The 18,732-nt window shown below is 69.6% G+C and carries 16 protein-coding genes; 4 read left to right on the forward strand and 12 right to left on the reverse strand.

What is annotated here, in order from left to right; genetic code table 11:
- The first annotated feature begins 117 nt into the window (after positions 1–117).
- On the forward strand, positions 118–1,548 hold the full coding sequence (locus tag O7633_RS22965) for a Mur ligase domain-containing protein (RefSeq protein WP_282323895.1): 1,431 nt from the start codon (positions 118–120) through the stop codon (positions 1,546–1,548).
- Positions 1,549–1,790: 242 nt separating this feature from the next.
- Here the strand turns inward: O7633_RS22965 and O7633_RS22970 are convergent, their stop codons facing one another.
- The 10 genes from O7633_RS22970 to O7633_RS23015 form a co-directional block, all read right to left on the reverse strand.
- Positions 1,791–2,948, reverse strand: coding sequence for a hypothetical protein (locus tag O7633_RS22970; RefSeq protein WP_282323896.1), 1,158 nt, complete (start codon positions 2,946–2,948; stop codon positions 1,791–1,793).
- A 340-nt stretch (positions 2,949–3,288) separates the two neighbouring features.
- Positions 3,289–4,203, reverse strand: a complete 915-nt coding sequence (locus tag O7633_RS22975) for an endonuclease/exonuclease/phosphatase family protein (RefSeq protein ID WP_282323897.1) — start codon at positions 4,201–4,203, stop codon at positions 3,289–3,291.
- Entirely contained in the window at positions 4,203–6,701 is a 2,499-nt protein-coding gene (locus O7633_RS22980) for a DEAD/DEAH box helicase (protein WP_282323898.1), read from the reverse strand. The genes O7633_RS22975 and O7633_RS22980 overlap by 1 nt, the downstream gene beginning before the upstream one ends.
- A 289-nt stretch (positions 6,702–6,990) precedes the next feature.
- Positions 6,991–8,253 carry an acyl-CoA dehydrogenase family protein gene (locus O7633_RS22985; protein WP_282323899.1) on the reverse strand — a complete coding sequence of 421 codons (1,263 nt, stop codon included), beginning with the start codon at positions 8,251–8,253 and terminating at the stop codon, positions 6,991–6,993.
- Between the two features lie 133 nt (positions 8,254–8,386).
- The gene (locus O7633_RS22990; protein WP_282323900.1) at positions 8,387–8,944 is read right to left on the reverse strand and encodes a GAF domain-containing protein; all 558 of its coding nucleotides are present in this window, start codon (positions 8,942–8,944) and stop codon (positions 8,387–8,389) included.
- Positions 8,941–9,558 (reverse strand): ATP/GTP-binding protein, encoded by a 618-nt coding sequence (locus O7633_RS22995; protein ID WP_282323901.1) that lies wholly within the window; start codon positions 9,556–9,558, stop codon positions 8,941–8,943. Before O7633_RS22995 ends, O7633_RS22990 begins: the two co-directional genes overlap by 4 nt.
- Positions 9,533–9,904, reverse strand: a complete 372-nt coding sequence (locus O7633_RS23000; RefSeq protein ID WP_282323902.1) for a DUF742 domain-containing protein — start codon at positions 9,902–9,904, stop codon at positions 9,533–9,535. The genes O7633_RS22995 and O7633_RS23000 overlap by 26 nt, the downstream gene beginning before the upstream one ends.
- Positions 9,904–10,326: a roadblock/LC7 domain-containing protein gene (locus O7633_RS23005; RefSeq protein WP_282323903.1), complete on the reverse strand. Its 423-nt coding sequence runs from the start codon at positions 10,324–10,326 to the stop codon at positions 9,904–9,906. Before O7633_RS23005 ends, O7633_RS23000 begins: the two co-directional genes overlap by 1 nt.
- A 14-nt stretch (positions 10,327–10,340) precedes the next feature.
- Positions 10,341–11,705, reverse strand: coding sequence for an ATP-binding protein (locus O7633_RS23010; RefSeq protein ID WP_282323904.1), 1,365 nt, complete (start codon positions 11,703–11,705; stop codon positions 10,341–10,343).
- A 134-nt stretch (positions 11,706–11,839) separates the two neighbouring features.
- Positions 11,840–12,067, reverse strand: a complete 228-nt coding sequence (locus O7633_RS23015; RefSeq protein ID WP_282323905.1) for a hypothetical protein — start codon at positions 12,065–12,067, stop codon at positions 11,840–11,842.
- Between the two features lie 84 nt (positions 12,068–12,151).
- Between O7633_RS23015 and O7633_RS23020 the strand changes: the two genes are divergently transcribed.
- Genes O7633_RS23020 through O7633_RS23030 form a run of 3 tightly spaced genes read left to right on the forward strand, consistent with a single transcriptional unit; the run spans position 12,152 to position 14,686 of the window.
- Complete coding sequence (locus O7633_RS23020; RefSeq protein WP_282323906.1) at positions 12,152–13,255, forward strand: radical SAM protein; 1,104 nt, start codon at positions 12,152–12,154, stop codon at positions 13,253–13,255.
- 6 nt (positions 13,256–13,261) lie between these two features.
- Positions 13,262–13,870, forward strand: coding sequence for a dTMP kinase (gene tmk, locus O7633_RS23025; protein ID WP_282323907.1), 609 nt, complete (start codon positions 13,262–13,264; stop codon positions 13,868–13,870).
- Positions 13,871–13,882: 12 nt separating this feature from the next.
- Positions 13,883–14,686, forward strand: a complete 804-nt coding sequence (locus tag O7633_RS23030) for an endonuclease/exonuclease/phosphatase family protein (protein ID WP_282323908.1) — start codon at positions 13,883–13,885, stop codon at positions 14,684–14,686.
- Here O7633_RS23030 and cyaB read toward each other — a convergent pair.
- Both cyaB and O7633_RS23040 read right to left on the reverse strand, forming a co-directional pair.
- Positions 14,683–15,273, reverse strand: a complete 591-nt coding sequence (gene cyaB, locus O7633_RS23035) for a class IV adenylate cyclase (RefSeq protein ID WP_282323909.1) — start codon at positions 15,271–15,273, stop codon at positions 14,683–14,685. The two genes, O7633_RS23030 and cyaB, sit on opposite strands and share 4 nt — an antisense overlap.
- A 1,170-nt stretch (positions 15,274–16,443) precedes the next feature.
- Positions 16,444–17,250 (reverse strand): helix-turn-helix transcriptional regulator, encoded by an 807-nt coding sequence (locus O7633_RS23040; protein ID WP_282323910.1) that lies wholly within the window; start codon positions 17,248–17,250, stop codon positions 16,444–16,446.
- Positions 17,251–18,732: the final 1,482 nt, after the last annotated feature.

An 18,732-nucleotide genomic window follows, 5' to 3' on the forward strand; every position in this document is an offset into this window, starting at 1 on the left:
GTGGCCGAGATGGCGACCCGACGCCATCTCGGCCACGCAAGGAGCGGACGGATGGCGGCTCCTCGCACCTCCGTTCGTGTCACCGGCCCGTCGGCTTGTCGAAGGAGACACGGCACCATGACCGACACGATCCCTGGCAACCCGAGCATCGGGGCGGTCCACACCGGTCCGATAGATCTGGCCCGCCCGCACATCGTGGGCGTGGGCGGGCCGGTCATGTCCGGCCTGGCCCGGCTGCTGGCCGAGTCGGGCCACCAGGTCAGCGGCAGCGACGTACGCGACTCGGCCATCCTCGAAGGGCTGCGGACGGCCGGTGTACGGGTGTACCCGGACCATGACGTGGCGCATGTCGAGGGCACGAGCTGCATGGTCTGCCCGGCGAGCGCACGCAACATGCCGCAGGTTCGTGCGGCGCGTGCCGCCGGCATCCCGGTGGTGCACCCGGCGCAGGTCCTCGACAGGCTGGCCGCTGGGCGGCAGCTGGTAGCGGTGGCCGGGTCGCACGGCAAGTCCACCACCGCCGGCGCTCTGGCTCACATCCTGCGGACCTGCGGGCAGGACCCGACCTACCTGATCGGCGCCGACCTGACCGGCCCGGGCTCCGGAGCGCAGCTCGGCCGATCGAAGCTGCTGGTCGCCGAGGCCGACGGGTCGGACCTGTCGTTCCACTTCCTGACCCCGTCGACCGCGGTCATCACCAACGTGACCAGCCACCCGGAGCACTTCTCCAGCCACGCTGATCTGCTGCGCGCCTACGTCACGTTCGGCTGCCGGACCGCTGTGAACGGCTTCCTGGTCGTCAACGCCGACTGTGTGGGCTCGACGGTGGCCGCTCACGTCATCGCCGCCGAGCGACCCGACCTGACGGTGCTGCGCTTCGGCCGGGACCGGACGGCGGACGTCCGGCTCCTCGACATGCACGCAGAGGGGTGGAGCGCGTCGGCCACGGTACGGATGCCGGATGGCACGCAGGTCCGGCTGACCCTGTCGACCCCGGCGGGACATCACCTGGCCAACGCGGCGGCGGCCATGGCCTGCGCGGTCACCCTCGGACTCGACCCCGCCGAGGTGAGCGGAGCGTTGTGCACGTTCGCCGGGGTACGCCGCAGGTTCGAACACGTCGACACCCGGGCCGGGGTGACGGTGGTCGACTCCTACGCCGCCCATCCGCACGAGATCACCGCCGACCTGCAAGCCGCACGCACCCTGACCCGAGGCCGGGTGTTCGTGGTGTTCCAGCCCTCCGGACACGCCCGCGTCCTCGCCTTCGGGGAGCGGATCGGGCGGGCACTGGCGGACAACGCCGACTACGTCCTGCTGCTCGACGTACATGACACCGCGCCGCAGGCCCGGCCGGGGGTGGACCCTACCGCCATCATGACCCGACTCCGCGACGGCACCTACTGCCTGCCCCTCGGGCCCGACCACGCCGCCCGGGTGATCGGGCGGATGGCCGGGCGCGGCGACCTGGTGCTGACGATGGGCACCGGTGACGTGACCAGCTACGGCGCGGCGATCCTGAACAGACTGGCCTGCCAATCGGAGTGACCCTGTCCGCCTGACTGGACGCTTGCTTCGCGTTCGAATCAGTACCGACGGTTTCACGTTCCAGTCCGTGTGGCGAAATGGCCGACCTGCTCGAAATGGGGCATCCATTCCCGCATGGCCCTAACCGAAATCGAAGTACTTCACCCGGGGTCGTGTCTGGCTCACCCCAGGCGTGGATCGACGCCGACTATGCGTCCATAGTGGCTTGTCGCGGGTGATCGACCGGGTTGGACCTCAGCCACTCAGCCGCCGTCTAGATGAATATTGCCGATCTCCGATGCAAGCCACCTGTCTTCGACCAAGATCGCCTCTAGGTAGATTCCCCAACCAGGTCTTGCCAGGTCGCTAATCTCCCGGGGAACACTGACACTCAGGCTAAGGGCGGAACTGAGATCTTCCTGTTCGCGGTCCTCGTAACGCTCCTCGAAGTGGATCACGCCGGGTTCGACGGCCCCGATGCGTAATGAACCGGCGAAATTTTCCTCGACTTCCGGTTCGTCGAACTCAAGGCCGGCCTCGCAGAGATCGTTCCACTTCCTTCGGAATCTCTGGGCAGACGCGAATTCTTCGGCGTCCTCCAGCATTCGCCGTACGTCCACTGCCGGGATACCATAGCTCTGAATGCCCAGCCAGTTCGCGAGCCTGCGTGCGGCGGGTCCGGCCGCATTCAGATTCCCCTGAGGCATAATGCACTTTCGAGTAGAGTAGAAGCTGAGAAAAATACCCATAGCGCCCGGGATCCTTTCTGGCCCGAAAATCTGACAGAAGGTCTTGCCGCCGGGGCGGGCATAATTATCCTCGAAGAGGCGCTTTTCGTCCTCTTCGAAAAGGTCCATCTGGCCGTACTCGTTCAAGCTGTATCGAAAGAAGCCGAGGACGGACTCGTAGTTCTCCAAGGTGTCCTCAGAAAGAAACTTTCGCTGCTCGGCGAGAAAATTGTCCAGCGCCTCCTCGATAGTGTGCCGAAGCAGAGGCTTGATCTGATCCGCTGTGACCCTCTTGTCTCGCCGTGCCAACTGGCGGGCTCGGTCGTGATCGCTGTGGTTTGATGGCGCGGCGTCCGGAATCCATGCCACGTCGTGGCGTTCGTGCTGTTCAGCGAGTCTGCTAAGCAGCTCGGGGGTCGCCGTCGGCGGTTCCTCGATCGCCTGGCAGGCACCCGGCGAGTGTACGCATACCTGGACTGGCCGAGTCAACGCCTCTAGTCCGTTTACCACCGCTAGGATATGTAGGTCGCCGATGGGCAGGCCCGACTCCACTCCATATATCTCACGGGTGCGATCTCCATATCGCAATACGGCCGCCCAGCCTCCCTGCCCGGGGCCCGATTCGTCGCTGCACATAGCGTCCGCGTGGATCGTGACCAGCGGGGTCATGAGCGACTGCAGATAGTTGGGCACGGGCACTCCCTTGAGCAAGGCGAGGGGGCTGCAGGGTCGGACCGAAACACTGGGGGGCGCGAGATGGCCGCCGTGTGTTGTCTGCGTGTTGTGGGCACGACGTCTGGTTCTGCGGCGGCCATCGCGTGCTATAGCGTAGCCGTTGCCGGGCGGAAGCACGTGCTACCCGGATTGCTCGGATCTTTCGCCGACCGGTTCGGGCGGCTGGAGCCTCGTCGTGTGGACCACATGCGGTGCCAGTGCGTTGGAAGCCTGACACGACTCGTGTGGTCGCAGTCCTCCATGGGATAGCGAAGGCGATGCAGGGCTTCGGGTCCAGCTCGAAGGGTTGCCGGTGCCGTTACAGGTCGATGGTGGCGGTTACGAGGTGGTGGTCTGACGGGAAGGGTGGCCCGTCGGGGATGTGGACGTGGTAGCTGCTGGGGATGACGTGTGGGCGCATGGCGTTGTTGACCAGGAGGTAGTCGATGAGGTCGGGGCCGCCTTCACCGGGCTTGTCGATGATGGTGGGCGCGATGGCGAAGTCGGGGTTGGCGAGCCAGGCTAGTTCGGCGGCGGCGTGGTAGCCGGCGCCGTCGAGTCGGCGGTTGGTGGTGGGGTCCCATCGGCCGATGAGGTGGTCGAGGGCGTCGGTGTCGGCTTCCCAGTGCCCGTCGGGGGTGCCGTCGTCGATCCGTTTGCCTTTGTGGGTGCGGGTGTGGTGGTTCGCGGCCTGCCAGTTTCGTTGGGGGAGATGCGGGCCGCTGGCGGTGGAGTTGAGGTCGCCGCCGCCGATGAACGGGAGCGGGTCGTTGCCGTAGCGGTCGATCAGTTTCGCCTCTTCCAAACGGGCGGCACCGCTGTGGGAGGTGAAGTGGGCGACCCAGGCGCCGAACTCGGCGCCGGTGGTGTTGACCCGGAACCGGCCGACGTTGCGTTTGTCGGCGAAGACGTCGGGATCGTGCGGGTCGTCGCCGGGCCAGACCAGGTGGGTCACGAAGCTGGCGTTGTAGAAGATGGCAGGTGGGATGGGCCCGTGCTGGCTGACGCCGAGGAGCCCGGTGTAGGGGGTATGGAGGGCCTCGGTGAGGGCTCTCTCGGCCAGGCGTAGCCCTTCGTGCTGGTGTCGCCGGTAGTACTTGGCTTCACAGAACAGGATGATCGCGGGCGGGACGTCGAGGGCGGCGAACGTCTGTCGCAGGGGCCGCATGTCGAAGGTGCCGTCGCGGTAGCCGCCCGCCTCGTAGTTGTAGGTCGCGATCCCCAGGCGCGTCATCAGCGGGTCCCTTCAGACGTGGTGGATGGTGGTGAGGACTGGTGCCGCTGTCCTGCGGTTCGGGGCGAGACGCCGGGCCCCAGCCGCGCAGCCGACCCGCTCGGATCGCGGGGCACGGGGCTGGGTTGGGCGGGGTCGCTGTCGCCGCTGGTGCGGCCATTCCGGCTCGCGGTGACCTGGTGCACTCCGGTCCAGCCGCTGGCGATCTCCCAGCGCATCCCGATCACGTCGAGCGCGGCGATGCGGTCCTGGGGGAGTTTGCCGTCGCGTCGCGCGATGCGCTGGGCGTGGATCCACCGGGAGAGGTCGATGCCGCCTTCGCGGTGGCCTCTGCGCGGGTGCAGGTGTCCTTCGCGCTGGAAGAACGCGGTGGCGGTGGCCAGGTTGCGTTCCCAGGCGGCGGTTCGGATCGACCATTGCATGCCGAGTCTTTCCAGGCTACGGATGCGGTCGTCGTCAAGGCGTCCGAGTCGGTGGTCGGTGCGTCGGGCGGCGAGCCAGTCGTAGAGGTTGACGCCGTTGACGGTCGTGCCGTACGGGACCTGGATGTGGCCGTGGGTGGCGTGGAAGTGCTGCAGGGCCGTGAAGCCGTCGTGGTAGGAGGGGCGTTTGACGGTCCAGTCGATCCCGAGGGCGGTGAGGGCGGCGACCCGGCTGTCGGGAAGGGTGTTCTTGCGGTGGTAGCCGCGTTGTTGTCCTAGCCACAGGGCGAGGTCGAGTCCGTCGATGATATGGCCGGTGGGCACGTCGAGGTGGCCGTGTTCGGTGCGGAACGCGGTGGCGGCGGCGATGCCCCGCTGCCAGGCCCGCGTCATGGGTGTCCAGTCGAAGCCGATGTCGTTGAGGTGCTGGACCCGGTCCTGGGGGAGCCGGCGTGCCTCGTACTCGGCGCGTTGCCGCGCGACCCAGCGTTCCAGGCGCACGCCGTGGCGTACGTGTCCAACGGGCACCCGCAGGTGTCCGTGGTCGGCGTGGAACGCCCGCAGGGCGGCGTACCCGACGATCCACTCCGAGGTGGTTTCCTCCAGCACCCGCACGGTGAGTGCCCGCAGCAGGTCCTCGCAGTCGTGACCGTCGGGGAGACGGACCAGCAGCCGCGGCGGCAGCGTCGCGGCGCCCGTGGACACCCTGGTCCGTTGGGTGTCGAGGTCGGCGGCCAGGCCGTTGTCGTGGGCGCGCAGCGCGCGCAGCACCTGCAGGAGCGTGGTCCATTCGGTCAGGTCCGCGGTGAGATCGCGGGCGGTCTCGGCTGGGTCGTCGGGTAGCAGGACCGGCAGGAGGATGGTGGCGATGCCGGACCCGGCGGGGTTGCGGCGCAGTGCCCGGCCGACGGCCTGGATGACGTCGGGCTCGGACTCCTTCGGGGCGGTGAAGACCACGGCGTCGACGGCGGGCACATCGACACCCTCGCCCAGGCACCGCGAGTTGGAGATCACCGTCCAGCCGTCCTCGGGCGGGTGGGCGAGGTTGGCCAGATGGATCTGCCGCTGGGCCATGGTCTGGGTGCCGTCGACGTGCCCGACCGTGAGGCGGCCCTTGGGACGGTCCTGCTCGGGCAGCGCGGCCAGGGTGGCCGGCAGGGTGCGGGTGAACTCCTGGGACTGGGCCACCCGTGGGGTGAACACCAGCACGCGGCGAAGGCCGAACTCGGCGGCGGCGCGGGCGAGCGCGGTCTGCACCACCGCGGTGCGCAGCGGTGCCGCGCCGGCATGGGCGACGGCGTGGGGGTCGAGGCGGCGCAGGGTCGACAGCGCGTCCGTGGAGGCGACGCCGATGACCACGATGCGGTAGTCGTCGAGCCAGCCGTCGGCGATCGCGCTCGCGAACGGGTAGCTGTAGTGGACCGGGCCGAACACGTCCACGTCGTCCATCGACAACACGTCCTCACCGCCTGCGCGGCGTCGCCTGCTGAGGATTCGTGGTGTGGCGGTCATGTACAGCCGCCGGCGGGCCGGCAGGTGTTCGTCGCGGTGCGCGAGGGCGACGTGTTTGCCGGGCCATCCGGCGGTGTGGTGCGCCTCGTCGATGACGAACAGGCTGGCGGTGGTGTCCGCGGCGTGCAGCCCTTCGCCGACCACAGCGATGGAGGCGTGGGTGACCAGGATGAGCCGCATCCGGCCGGTAGGGGTCCGTCGGACCCAGTCGGCGATCTCGTCCGGCCGGGTGGTGACCGGACAGCGGAGGTCCGTCGTGCGCGCCGCGGTGTCGGCGACGGTGTCGTCGCTGCACACCGCGAGTACCTGCGCCGCCATGCCGGCGGCGGCCCACACCGTCAGGGTCTGCGCGAGCAGGGGCAGCGACGGGCAGGCCACGACCACCAGCCCGGTCGGGCAGAGCCGGGCGGCGGCGTGCACCGCGACGAGGGACTTGCCGCTGCCGCAGGCGGCCCGGAACTGGCCACGACCGCCATCGGCCTGGCCCTTCACGATCGCTTCGACGGCCTCCTGCTGGTAGTCCCGCAAGGGTGGCAGCTTCTCGACCGGTCGTGAGTCCCTCACTTTCCTGCCTTCCTGCGGTGCGACCCGGGTGATGGCGTGCGTGGACCGCGCAGCCCTGGCGCGGCCGGGTCGACGCCCCGCCTTCGGGGCGGCAGGCCGCCGGGTTGTCGAGGATCCGGATGAGCGTTTCCACCGTTGGCCGATGCGCGGCGTTGCCCCGCGGGGTGGACGGTGGCCCTGCCGCCGACCCGGGCGGCGGTGACGGGACGTCGCATCGAAGCGTCGGTCAGTGCGTCTGGGCCGGTGCGGGAGGTGAGGGTGGGCTGGTCGCTGGCGAGGGTGCGGGAGGTCAGCACGCGGGGGAACCCGCTCCGCTCGTTTCTGCCCGCGGTGCCGGCGTCACCGCGCCGCGTTGTCGGTTCGGCCGGGCGGCGGAGGAGCGGAACCGGGTTGACCAGGGTTGTTTCGTGGTGCCGAGGGCGTGTTCGGCCAGTCGGAGGAGTTGGATGTCCGAGGTGCCGGCGGGGGCGACGATGTGCAGGGCGTCGCGGAGGTAGCGCTCGATGGGTGACTGGGCGGGGTGGAGGCCGTGCGCGGCGTGGATCTCCATCGCGGTGCGGGCGGAGTCGATCGCGTGTTCGGCGTTGATCAGTTTGGCGTTGACGAGTTCCGCGTCGCAGGGTCGCCCGCTGTCGAGCAGGTGTACGGCGTGGTAGGCGGCCAGGCGGGCGCCCATCAGCCGGGACTGGATGGCGCCGATGCGCTGTTTCACCGTGGGCAGGTCGGCCAGGGGTTTGCCGTAGCGGTGCTGGCTGGTGGCGTAGGCGGTGGTGGTGTCGAGGACGGCCTGGTGGATGCCGAGGGCGACGGCGGCGAGGTTGGGTCTGCCGTACAGGACGCTGGAGGAGTAGGCGACGTCGAGGCCGTCGCCTTCGGCGCCGAGCCGGTTGGCCGCCGGGACGCGGCAGTTGTCGAAGGTGATCTCGCCGAAGCTGAAGCCGTGCAGTCCCATGCTGGGCTGGTGCGGGGTGAGCCGTACGCCGGGCCGGTCGGCTTCGATCAGGAAGGCGGACAGTCCGCGGGTGCCGGGCCGGGTGCGGGCGACGACGCCGTGCAGGTCGCCGATGTGGCTGTTGCCGACGAAGGTCTTGGTGCCGGTGATGAGGTAGTCGTCGCCGTCGCGTACGGCGGTGGTGGTGATGCCGAGGACGTGGCTGCCGGAGCCGGGTTCGGTGACGGCGATGGTCGGCAGGCAGGCGCCGGCGGCGATGGCGGGCAGCCAGGTCCGCTTCTGTGTGTCGTCGCCGAAGTGGATGATCTTCGCGGTGCCGAGGTGGGACGCTTGGAGCATGGCGCCCATGGCGGCCGAGACCCGGGACAGTTCCTCGATGATGATCGTCTTGGCGAGGTGGCCCAGCCCGAGTCCTCCATGGGTGGGGTCGATCGTGACGCCGAGCCATCCTTGGCGGGCGATCTGCCGGGACAGGTCCCGCGCCACGTTCCGGTCCGCCTCCAGCTCGGTGATGCGGGGTCGGACCTCGGCCTCGGCGAACGCGCGGACCGTGTCCCGCAGGCGGGTGTGGCGGGGGGTGAGGGGGTAGCCGTCGACCATCTGCCGCTCTCCTCGGGAGTCGCCCACGGGCACCCCCGCCGGTCGGGGGTCGCAGTGCGGGTTGGGGGTGGGTTGTCGACCGGTGGCGGCGAGGTTCGCCGGCGTCCGCAGGTGGGCCGGGAGCCGCGCCTGACTACCTGCCGGGTTGTCGCTGGTTGATCCGGGCGGCCAGGTTGGCGGCCCACGTCTTGATGGTGGTGAGCCCTTCCTGGCCCCAGCTGCGGGGCTCGGGGCCGACGACGCAGACGGTGCCCAGGGTGACGCCGGTGTCGTCGATCAGCGGGGCGCCCATGTAGGTGCGGATGCCGAGCTGGTCGACGACGGGGTTGCCGGCGAACCGCGGGTAGGCGCAGACGTCGTCGAGGACCAGCGCGCGGCGCCGATGGACGACGTGCGGGCAGAAACCCTGGTCCCGGGGCATCCACCGGCCCGGCTCCCGGGCGCTGACCGGTGTCGACACCCCGGGTTGGGTGGTGCTGCCGGTGTAGAGGCCGGCGAAGAACTGGCCGCCGTCGTCGAGGAAGTTCACCATCGCCCAGGGCGTGCCGGTGATGTCGGCGAGGTTGCGGGCGAAGTCGTCGAACTCCCGCTCCGGCTGGCCGAGCCCGAGCGCGCGCAGGCGTTGGATTCGCTGCGGCGCCTGCGGGTCGGGCGGGGTGAGGGGTGCGGGTACGAAACCGTCGTTGGTCATGTCGGGCTGCCTGCCGGGGTGAGATGAGGGCTGGTGGCTGTGGAGGGCTGTGGGGTGAGCAGAGTGCGCACCAGCGTCACCAGGACGGCGGTCGCGGACCGGGGATGGCGGGCGTCGCATGTCACGACCGGCACCTCGGGGCGCAGGCCCAGGGCGGCACGGACCTCTGCGGGGTCGTGCCGGTAGGCGCCGTCGAACTCGTTGACGGCGACCAGGAACCGGGTGCGGCGGGACTCGAAGAAGTCCACGGCGGCGAAGCAGTCCGGCAGGCGGCGGGTGTCGACCAGGACCACCGCGCCGAGCGCGCCGTGGCACAGTTCGTCCCACAGGAACCAGAACCGGTCCTGCCCGGGCGTGCCGAACAGGTAGAGCACGGTGTCGGGGTCGATGGTGATGCGGCCGAAGTCCAGGGCCACCGTGGTGGTCGTCTTCGTCTCCACCCCGGCGAGGTCGCCGGTGCCGACGCTGGCGGCGGTGATCAGCTCCTCGGTGCACAGCGGCGGGATCTCGCTGGTGGCGGTGATGAAGGTGGTCTTCCCGACCCCGAACCCACCCGCGATGAGGATCTTGAGGGCGTGCGGTGTCCGGTCAGAGTCGTTGCTGTAGGCCGGCAAGGAGCCTCTCCAGGATCGATCGGTCGGTCGGGTCGGCGGCCGGGCTGGGTGGGCGGGTGCGGACCGCGCCGACGGCCACCAGGTCCGACAGGACGACCTTCGTGACCGCCGCCGGCAGCCTCATCCGGGCGGCGATCTCCGCGACTGTGGTCGCCGCCCCACACAGCCGCAGCGCCACGTCGTGGTCCGGTTCCAGCCGCGCCCTCGGACGTACGCCGGTGGCGACGACCCACGACAGCAGGTCCATCGCCGTGGTGGGCCGTGTCCGTCCCGCGCTGACGGTGTATGGGCGCACCAGGCGTCCCGCCGCGTCGTCGACCCACGTCTCCTGATGCGCGTCGGACATCACGGCGCGACGGCGGACGCGACGACGCCGCGCACGGGTGTCGCCAGGTACGGGCGGACGCTCTTGACCATCTGGGACATCTCGTAGCCGAGGACGCTGACATCGGCCTGCCGGTCGGCCAGCACCGCCAGCACGGCGCCGTCGCCGGCGGCGGTGACGAACAGCAGCGTGGCGTCGAGTTCGGCCACCACCTGCCGCACGCCGCCGCCCGCGTCGAACATCTCCCCGGCGCTGCGGGTCAGGGAGAACAGCCCGGAGGCGATCGCCGCCAGGTGGTCCGCGCCGTCGTCGGCGAGGCCGTGGGCGGCCCGGGGCAGCCCGTCGGAGGACAGCAGCAACGCGCTGCGGGTGTGCGGCACCCGCTGCACCAGGCCGGCCAGCAGCCAGGCCAGTTCCGGGGAGGACGGCTTCGTGGTCGTCACGGACAGGCTCCTTGTCACACAGGTCGGTGGGCGTCGCCCGCGCCCGGGGTGGGCGCCGCGGCGCAGGCGGCGCCGCGCAGGAAGTCGGCCATCAGGGTGGGGGAGTGGTCCCCGGAGGGCTGGTTCGCCGTCGTCGGGCGGGCCTGACGGAGCGGCGCCGCCAGGTGTGCCTGGCGGGTACGGCGCGGCAGCGCGGGCCGCGCCCCGCCGGTCTGCCCGCAGGTGCCGTCGCCGGCCGGTGGTGGCACGTCGCGGTGCCGGCTGTGTGTCCCCGCCGGTGGCGGTGCGGGCGCGGGGCGCCGCGGACCGGTTGGCGCGGGCGCGACACCTGCCGGCGGGTTACCGCCGGCAGGTGTAGGTCCGCCCCGGGTGGGTGCGAGGGCCGCGTCCGTGGCGGGCGGAGGGTCGGTCTGCTGGTCCCCGAGCAGGGTCGCCGGGAGGATCACCACGGCCTGCACCCCGCCGTAGACGTTGTTCTGCACCTTGGTGGTGATGCCGTGGCGGCGGGCCAGCGCCGAGACCACCCACGCCCCGATACGGCCGTCGCGCAGCAGGTCGCCGACCTCCACCCGGTGGGGGTCGGCCAGCAGGGCGTTCACCCGGTCCTGCTCCGTGTGCGGCATGCCCAGGCCGCGGTCGTCCACCTCGACCGCCACGCCGACGGCGACCCGCCGGGCCCGCACCGTCACCTCGGTGTGCGGGGGCGCGAACGTGGTCGCGTTCTCGATCAGCTCGGCCAGCAGGTGCACCACGTCGGCGCCGGCGTGGCCTTGCAGGGTTCCCTCGACCGGTGGCACGACCCGCACCCGCGCGTACTGCTCCACCTCGGCGATCGCCGAGCGGAGTACCTCGACCAGCGGCAGCGGCCGGCTCCACTGCCGCCGGGGCACCGCCCCTCCGACCACGGCGAGGTTCTCCGCGTAGCGGCGGATGCGGGTCGCGAGGTGGTCGACCTGGAACAGGCCCTTGAGCAGGTCGGGGTCCTCGACCTGCGCCTCCAGGACATCCAGCAGCTGGATCTCCCGGTGCACCAGGCCCTGCAGCCGACGGGCGAGGCCGACGTACACCTCCACCTGCTGACCGGCCACCGGCTGCCCGGCGGCAGGAGGCGAGGCGCCCGCCATGGTGGAGGCGTGCGTTCGGGCGAGTCGATGAACGCACACGGCCGCGCCTGCGGTGGCCGCCGTGCTGGCCGCGGCCGCGCACACCAGCGCCACGCCGGCCGTCGGGGGAACAGGACCCGGCGACAGCGCGAGCACCCATGTCGCCGCCCCCAGGCCGGCCGCCGCCACCCCGGCGGCCAGCGCCACGCACACCCGCACGAGGCGGGCGGGCAGGCCAGCCACCGGCGGGCCTGCCGCCGACGCGTCGAGTCGCACCCTGCCTCCCTGAGTCGCAGATGAGATGCGCCAGCGGTTGCACCGCCGGCGGGGACCCGGCCGGCTCTGGCAGCGGCTGGCCAGCACCGGACCCGACGGGTCGTGGCGTCGCGGCTGAACGGCGACGCCGGAACTCAGTGTTGGTCTGCGGCGGGGTGTCGACCATTGTCGACATGAGGAATCGACACCGATTCCATCCGGCTCGGGCGAGCCGGGAAGAGTGGGCCGCCCCCGAGCTCGTCGTTCCCGCCGGTGACCATGGCTGACTCGATCTTGGTGGCGCGGCGGATCGGGATCGTGGCCACGACGGTACGACCGGACATGTGGCCGTGTCGGATATCGGCGTCGAGGGTGGTCGACACGAGTAGATGCCGGGTTACTGGACGGGGAAGTCCCGCGAGGCGGTTCCGACGCCTCCTGCGAGCGGTCGGCTGCTGGGAGGGTTCATGAGTAAGCGGTTGGTCGTTGAGACCCACGCCAGCTCCTGCTATTTCCGGACCTCGGTCGACGACGGCGAACGTAAGGCTCTGGTGCAGATCACGCAGCGGTGCAATCTGCACTGCGCCCACTGCTTCGTGTCCTCCACCCACGTCGGCGCCGACATCACGCTCGACGACATGGTCGACACCGTGCTGCCCCGGCTGCGGCGGGCCCGGGTGACCCGGTTGACGTTGACCGGCGGCGAGCCGTTCGCGCACCCCCACCTACTGGAGATCTGCGCCGCGGCGGCGCGGATGGACCTACCCGTCAAGATCTGCACGAACGCCACCCTGACCAGCGACGAACAGATCACCGCCCTCGCCGAGCTGGGCAACGTGCGGGTCAACGTCAGCTTCGACGGTTTCCGACCCGCCTCGCACGGCCGGTTCCGGGGCAGCCGCGACTCCTTCGCCGTCACCCGGCAGACCACGCGACGGTTCGCCGACGCGGGCCTGCTGCACGGGATCCTGTCCACGCCGAACGTGCTCACCCGCCCGCAGGAGTTCACCGAGCTGTGCGCGTTCGCCGCCGACCTCGGCGCGCCGTACGTGCTGATGAACCCGCTGTCGAGCTTCGGCCGGGGCGTGAGGTCCCACGGCCGGCTCGCCGCGCCCGAGGAGACGATGCGGGCGATCGCCGCCGCCACCGCCGCCCTGGCCGACCGCGTCGAGCTGGTGCCGATCCGGTTCCCCAACGACACCCTGCCGTTGTCCGGCTGCGACGCCGGCACCCTGATCTACGTCTTCGCCGACGGCGACACCGCCGTCTGCCCCTACCTCGTCTTCGCCGCCCGCACACCCCAGTCCCGGCACGCCGACCGCGAGTTCCTGATCGGCAACATCCTCGACGGGGAGATCGCCGACGCCCTCGACCGGTACCGCTTCCACGACCGATACCAGGTCGGGGCCAACCCGACCTGCGGGGCGTGCGCGGTCAACGCCTCCTGCGGCAAGGGCTGCCCCGCCGCGGTGATCGCCGCCGGGCAGCGCATCGGCGCGCCGGACACCGAGCAGTGCCCACCCGAGGCGATCCGGCTCCCGCTGATCCCGACCGCACCCACCGGAGCCTGAACCGCCATGCTGATCGCGGTCGAGGGACCCAACGGCGTCGGCAAAACCACCATCGCCGGACTCCTGGCCCAGCAGCTACGCCACCGCACCGGCCAGCCCGTGCACCTGACGACCGAGCCCACCCGCACCCGCCTGGGAGACCTCCTACGGGAGGCCGAGGCCGTCCTGCACGGCCGAGCCCTCGCCCTCGCGATCGCCGCCGACCGCACCACGCACATCGAAGACGAGATCATCCCCGCCCTCGACGCCGGCGGCATCGTCGTCACCGACCGGTACGTCCAGTCCTCGCTGGTGCTGCAACGCGTCGACGCGGTCGACCTCCGCGAGATCTGGAGCTACAACCGGTACGTCCTACAACCCGCCATCTCCCTCTACCTCGTCGACGACCCGCAGGTCATCGCCGCCCGCCTCGCCGCGCGCCGCCGGCTGACCCGCCTGGAGGCTACCGGCACACCCGAACGCGAGCTGCGGCTCTACCAGCAGGCGTTCGACTTCCTCGCCCGCCAGTCCTGGCACCAGGTGAAGATCGACTGCGAAGGGCGGGACCCGGACCAGGTCGTCTCCGCCATCCTCGACACGCTGGCCCCCATGCTCGCCCAACGCCCCGCGGCGTGAAGACTCGACACCGTGCTATCGATCCTGACGCTGAACATCCAGGCCACCTCCCGGCGCCGCGCCGACGCGCTGCTGCGATGGCTCACCGGCCGCCCCGAGCAGATCCTCCTGCTCACCGAGACCAGCGGCGGCGACGGCACCGCCCACCTGCTCGACCACTTCCGCCGCGCCGGCTGCCAGGTTCACCACCCGCCGCTGCCCGGCGACCGGGGCACCGCGATGATCAGCCGGATCCCCACCACCGCCCGCCCGGACATCACCGCCGGACTCAGCATCCCCGGCCGGGCCGTCGCCGCCACCGTCCACACCGACCCACCGGTCACCGTCCTCGGCGTCTACGTGCCCTCCAGCGACCGCGCCCCCGCCAAGGTCGAACGCAAACGGGCGTTCCTCACCTCCCTCGCCGACACCCTCGACCAGCTACCAGTCGACGAGCGGGCACACCTCGTGCTCGGCGGGGACTACAACGTCGTCGCCCGCGACCACCAACCGGCGTACCCCGGCGTGTGGCTGCCATTCGAGTACGCCCTGTTCGACACGCTGACCGCCGCAGGGCTCACCGACGCGCACACCCACCTCACCCCCGGCGTGCAGCGGCACAGCTGGTTCGGCCGCGCCGGCAACGGCTACCGCTTCGACTACCTACACGTCGGCACCGCACTCCGCGACCACCTCCACGGCGGCGACTACCTGCAGGAACCCCGGGAACAACGCCTCACCGACCACGCCGCCGTCACCCTCGACCTCGACCTGCGGGTCGACGCGCTCGACGTACGCCCCGCACCGCCGGTGATCGAGCCCGCCACCCTCTTCTAGACCCCGGCGTGCGCCGCCCGGATCAGCGAGTCGTAGGTGTCGGTGATCCGCGTGAGCGACACACCCAGCTCACCGGCGAACCGGTCCAGCTCAACCTGGATCCCCTCACCAGCCTCGCCGGCGTCGACGATGCGTTCGATCTCCAGGAACACGCCGATGCCATCCACCTCGTCGACGCACAGCGACAACAGCCCGAGCATGGCCGTGCGGCGGGTCTTGCGGATGCGCACCGTGGGGTAGAAGCCGAGCTGCTGGATCGCGGCGTGCATCTGCTCCCGGTCGACCACCTCGGTCTCGTGCTCGACGCACGACAGCTCGTTGGCCACCGGCGTCTTCACCGTCAGTAGATGCCGTCCCCGTTCGGTGCGCAGCCGGGCGAACGGCACATCGATCTTCGACTGGCCGTACTCCCAACCGACCCGCGCATACGCCTGATCATCCTGAACAACCGGCACCGACAGAACGACACCACGCGCGGCGAGGGCCGCCTCCAACGCGGCGAGATCACCGACCCGGTACTTGACCTCCACCTCATACGCGGACAACCCGGTCGAACCTGTCATCTGGAGCGCGTCAATGCCCGTCACGTCGTCGCACCCTACGGCTCGATCGCCCTAGTCGGTGTCCCGCCGCGCCCACATGCACTGACTCATGTTCCGCAACCAGATCAGTTGCACTCCGCGACGATCGGTCAATCGCGATGCGCGTTCACGAAGGGCATTCAGTGCGGCGGCAGGGCCGTAGCGCAACGATGCCGCCCGACAGAATGGACGTTCTCGAATACGGCGCACTTGCCTCTGGCGGCGTCGGCCGGCAGCGGGATGAATCGCTGCACAGCCGGTAGACCATGAGGTGATCGACCTCGACGACACGCTCGACCTCAGACGTGAACACCGCGCACTCGCCAATGACCTCCCGCCCGCGCTGCAGGTGGCTGTCGCATTCACCGTACAGTCAAGAGCGAGCTGCCCAGTACCGCTGACACGACTCGGCACGCCACCGGTCCGGCAATGCGACAGAGCACTCTCGCCCTCTCCGACGCTTCCCGTGGACGTCCGACCCTGGCAGGCCCAGCACACGTGAAGGCGATTCCTGTCTATTGGCTGGCGGCTCTTCCTTGCCGATGCCCCGTCCGGCGGGGGTGCACTGACGTCTTGGACGGCTGGGTACAGGCGGTTACGTCCAGGGTTCGATGCGTAACCGCAGTGCCGCTCGCGTCGTTGAGAGTCAAAAGCAGCCAAGTGCAGGGCTACCTGAGCCGATTGCTGAAGGCTTTTTAGCGGAGGAGCGTTCATTCACGATGGCAGGCGTGTGCAAGGCGCGGGGGCGCCGTCTTGGGACAGGTGGCCCAGGTCCACAGAAGTTCCTCTGGTCAGGGACGGGTAGAAGTGGTTCCGCCGCAGAGGAGGGCGGGGCCGAGACGGAAGTGCGCAGGTGCCGTGGAGAGGGCCAGGATATTCGGACGAGGCTGCGGCCGGCGGTCGGCGCGCGGTGTGCGCAGGCCCTACCGCCGGTCGCGATGGTGCAGTTGCTCGTCGTGGCGGCTGCCGGCGACGCGGTGTCACGTGCCGCGTGGGCGGTCGTGATCGGGGGATTGGTGTTGTTCATCGCGTATGAGTGGGTGATGGGGAGTCGGTCGACCACGAATCCGCCGCCCCTCGACGGGGCGTTCCGGACAATGGGCTGCCGCCTCTGCCGTGGCCACCGTCGGTCACGGGGTCGGCATCGGGCTCATGGACGGCTCGGCGGAAACGGGTTCAGGAGTCCGTGGCCCGCAGGATGGAAACGGAGGCATCCTCGTCGTGGCAGTGGGCCAACAGTTTGTCGATGATCGACTTATACCTGTTGACCCGGCTGCCTTCCACCAGTGCGCCATCAAGGTCCGGCAGGCCACTGATGTATACGACGTCCGGGTCCGCTTCTGACTGGAACTCATGCAGGGACAGGGATCCAAGTATCCTTTTGGGAGCTTCGGCGCTCTTGAGGACGAACAGGTGTACACGCGGATTGGCGGCCAGTTTCACGAGGTGGGCGCGCTGGCGGGCGGCGGATTCGGTTCCTGTTAGTTCGGTGAGAACCGTATCCGGGATGATAAATCTTGCGTGACGGTCGCGGCTGTCGCCGAAGAAGCGTTCCTGGCGCGCGTTCCGGAGTAAAACGAGTCTGTTGATGGTGGCATCGTCGTCGTCCACGGCGGTCTTCCTTATGATCTCCCTGGAGTATTCCTCGGTTTGCAGAAGTCCAGGAATGACCATGGGGCTGTACTGGGTTATCCGCACAGCGTCGTCCTCGTAGCCGAGGAACTCCATGTAGGAGGAGGTGGTGATGTCCCGGTACTCACCAGCCCAGTGGTGTTGCCGGGATCGTCGCGCCAGGTCGAGCAAGTTCTCCCGCTCGGCGGGGTCGGTGACGCCGTACAGTTGCAGCAGCGCCTTCAGGTCGTTCGGGGAGATACTGACCGCGCCGGCTTCGATCCGGACCAGTTTGGACAGAGACCACTCCATCTTCCGGCGGACCTCGTCAAGCGTGAGCTTGTGGTCCTCCCTGATGCGGCGCAGTGCCACGCGGAGGCGCCTACGGTTGGTCGCTGGGCCTTGACCAAACGTCATTACCTCTACACCCTCCTCAAGCAACTTGCGTTCGGCGAATCAGGTAAGGAAAATTGCCGATCGCATCCGGCGGGTAGCCAATTGCGGGCGGCGGCACCCCACAAGCTACCAGAGAGTGGATCTTCCCGTCCCGGGTGCCTGTCGACTGATGGTCTCCGGCCCAGCGCCCTGATATCCTCAGCGTGGGCACAGAGCGCAGTTATCGGATTACCGTGCGATGGAATGGCGGGATTGCGAAGTGCCACTCGCGTGCATGCTCCGCCTTCACCGATCAATACATGGGTCCGAGCAGCATCATGCTCAGTCGTCGTAGGCATGCGATAGAACTCCCATCACAATTATGCATTAATGGAGGAAATGTGGGTGCTGCATGCGCGAAACAGCCCTCTTGGACCCGTCGTAGCTCCCGATGTCGGCAAGATAACTGCGTAATCGTGACCGCCCGCGCCGATGCTGTTGACCTCAGCGACAGCAAGGCTGAGGGTGACGTGATCACGGTTTCGCTGGGAGCGTGGGCAGCTTTCGTCGGAGGGCTGCGGTCGGGCGACTTCGGGCCGCCAGCCAACGGGGCCACGCGGAGGGCCCACTAGCCCACGGGTCGATGGCGGTGCCCGGGCACCCTCGTCGCGGGAAGTAGACCCCGGAGGCACACGTGACGACATCGTGAGACCAACGTCGATATCGCGGCCAGGATACGGACCTGGCGCACATCAATACGAACGGTCCACAGATCCGCCCGGTCGACCATCCGCCGCCCGCAAACCGCCCCCTCAAAGGGTGGCTCATCCGAGCGACATGCGCGACATCACCCCCAAGCGGCGTTACGGAACTCAAATGCTACGACTACCCTACGTCCATTGGGTGGGAGGATCGACGCCGACAGGCCGACCAAGAAACCGGCCTTTGCGCATATAGTGGGTACTTGAGCGGACGGAAGCGGACCGAGGCGCTACCCTCCGCCCCGCGACGTCGGATGCCACCCGGACAGCGCCCCACCACTCCACCCCGGACAGTCGGGCTACGCCTTGCCGGACTCAGGCGGGTGTCGCATGTGGGTGCGGCACCTCGGCGAACGTAACCGTCCGCAGGCTCACCCGCTCTCCTCGCGCGACAGGCCTTCGGGCAGGTGCGGGGCGAGCCGGTTCAGTATCTCGTCGTGGAACGCGGCGCTGATGTCGACGTCCGTATAGCGGCGGCCGATCGCCTGTAGCGGCCGGCCGATCGGAAGGGGCCATGTGCGACCTACGGTAGGGGCGGGTCGCAATCCGCCACACATCCCCCGGGTTGCGTTCCTTCCGATGGGCGGCGCTGTGAGCGTTCCCGAGCGGGACGAAGCTGCCCCTCCCGGCCCGAGGCTCGACCCGGACCTCCTCGGCACTGTACTCACCGGCGCGGAAGCGGTGGTGCCGCACCGGCGGGCGGTCGCGCCGATCCCGC

Origin of the sequence: Micromonospora sp. WMMD712 (assembly GCF_029581295.1) — a bacterium.
Lineage (GTDB): Bacteria > Actinomycetota > Actinomycetes > Mycobacteriales > Micromonosporaceae > Micromonospora > Micromonospora carbonacea.

Coding starts and splice junctions, on each gene's coding strand:
- O7633_RS22965 (WP_282323895.1), top strand. CDS start 118: ATGACCGACACGATCCCTGGCAACCCGAGCATCGGGGCGGTCCACACC.
- O7633_RS22975 (WP_282323897.1), bottom strand. CDS start 4,203: ATGACGCGCCTGGGGATCGCGACCTACAACTACGAGGCGGGCGGCTAC.
- O7633_RS22985 (WP_282323899.1), bottom strand. CDS start 8,253: ATGGTCGACGGCTACCCCCTCACCCCCCGCCACACCCGCCTGCGGGAC.
- O7633_RS22990 (WP_282323900.1), bottom strand. CDS start 8,944: ATGACCAACGACGGTTTCGTACCCGCACCCCTCACCCCGCCCGACCCG.
- O7633_RS23000 (WP_282323902.1), bottom strand. CDS start 9,904: ATGTCCGACGCGCATCAGGAGACGTGGGTCGACGACGCGGCGGGACGC.
- O7633_RS23020 (WP_282323906.1), top strand. CDS start 12,152: ATGAGTAAGCGGTTGGTCGTTGAGACCCACGCCAGCTCCTGCTATTTC.
- tmk (WP_282323907.1), top strand. CDS start 13,262: ATGCTGATCGCGGTCGAGGGACCCAACGGCGTCGGCAAAACCACCATC.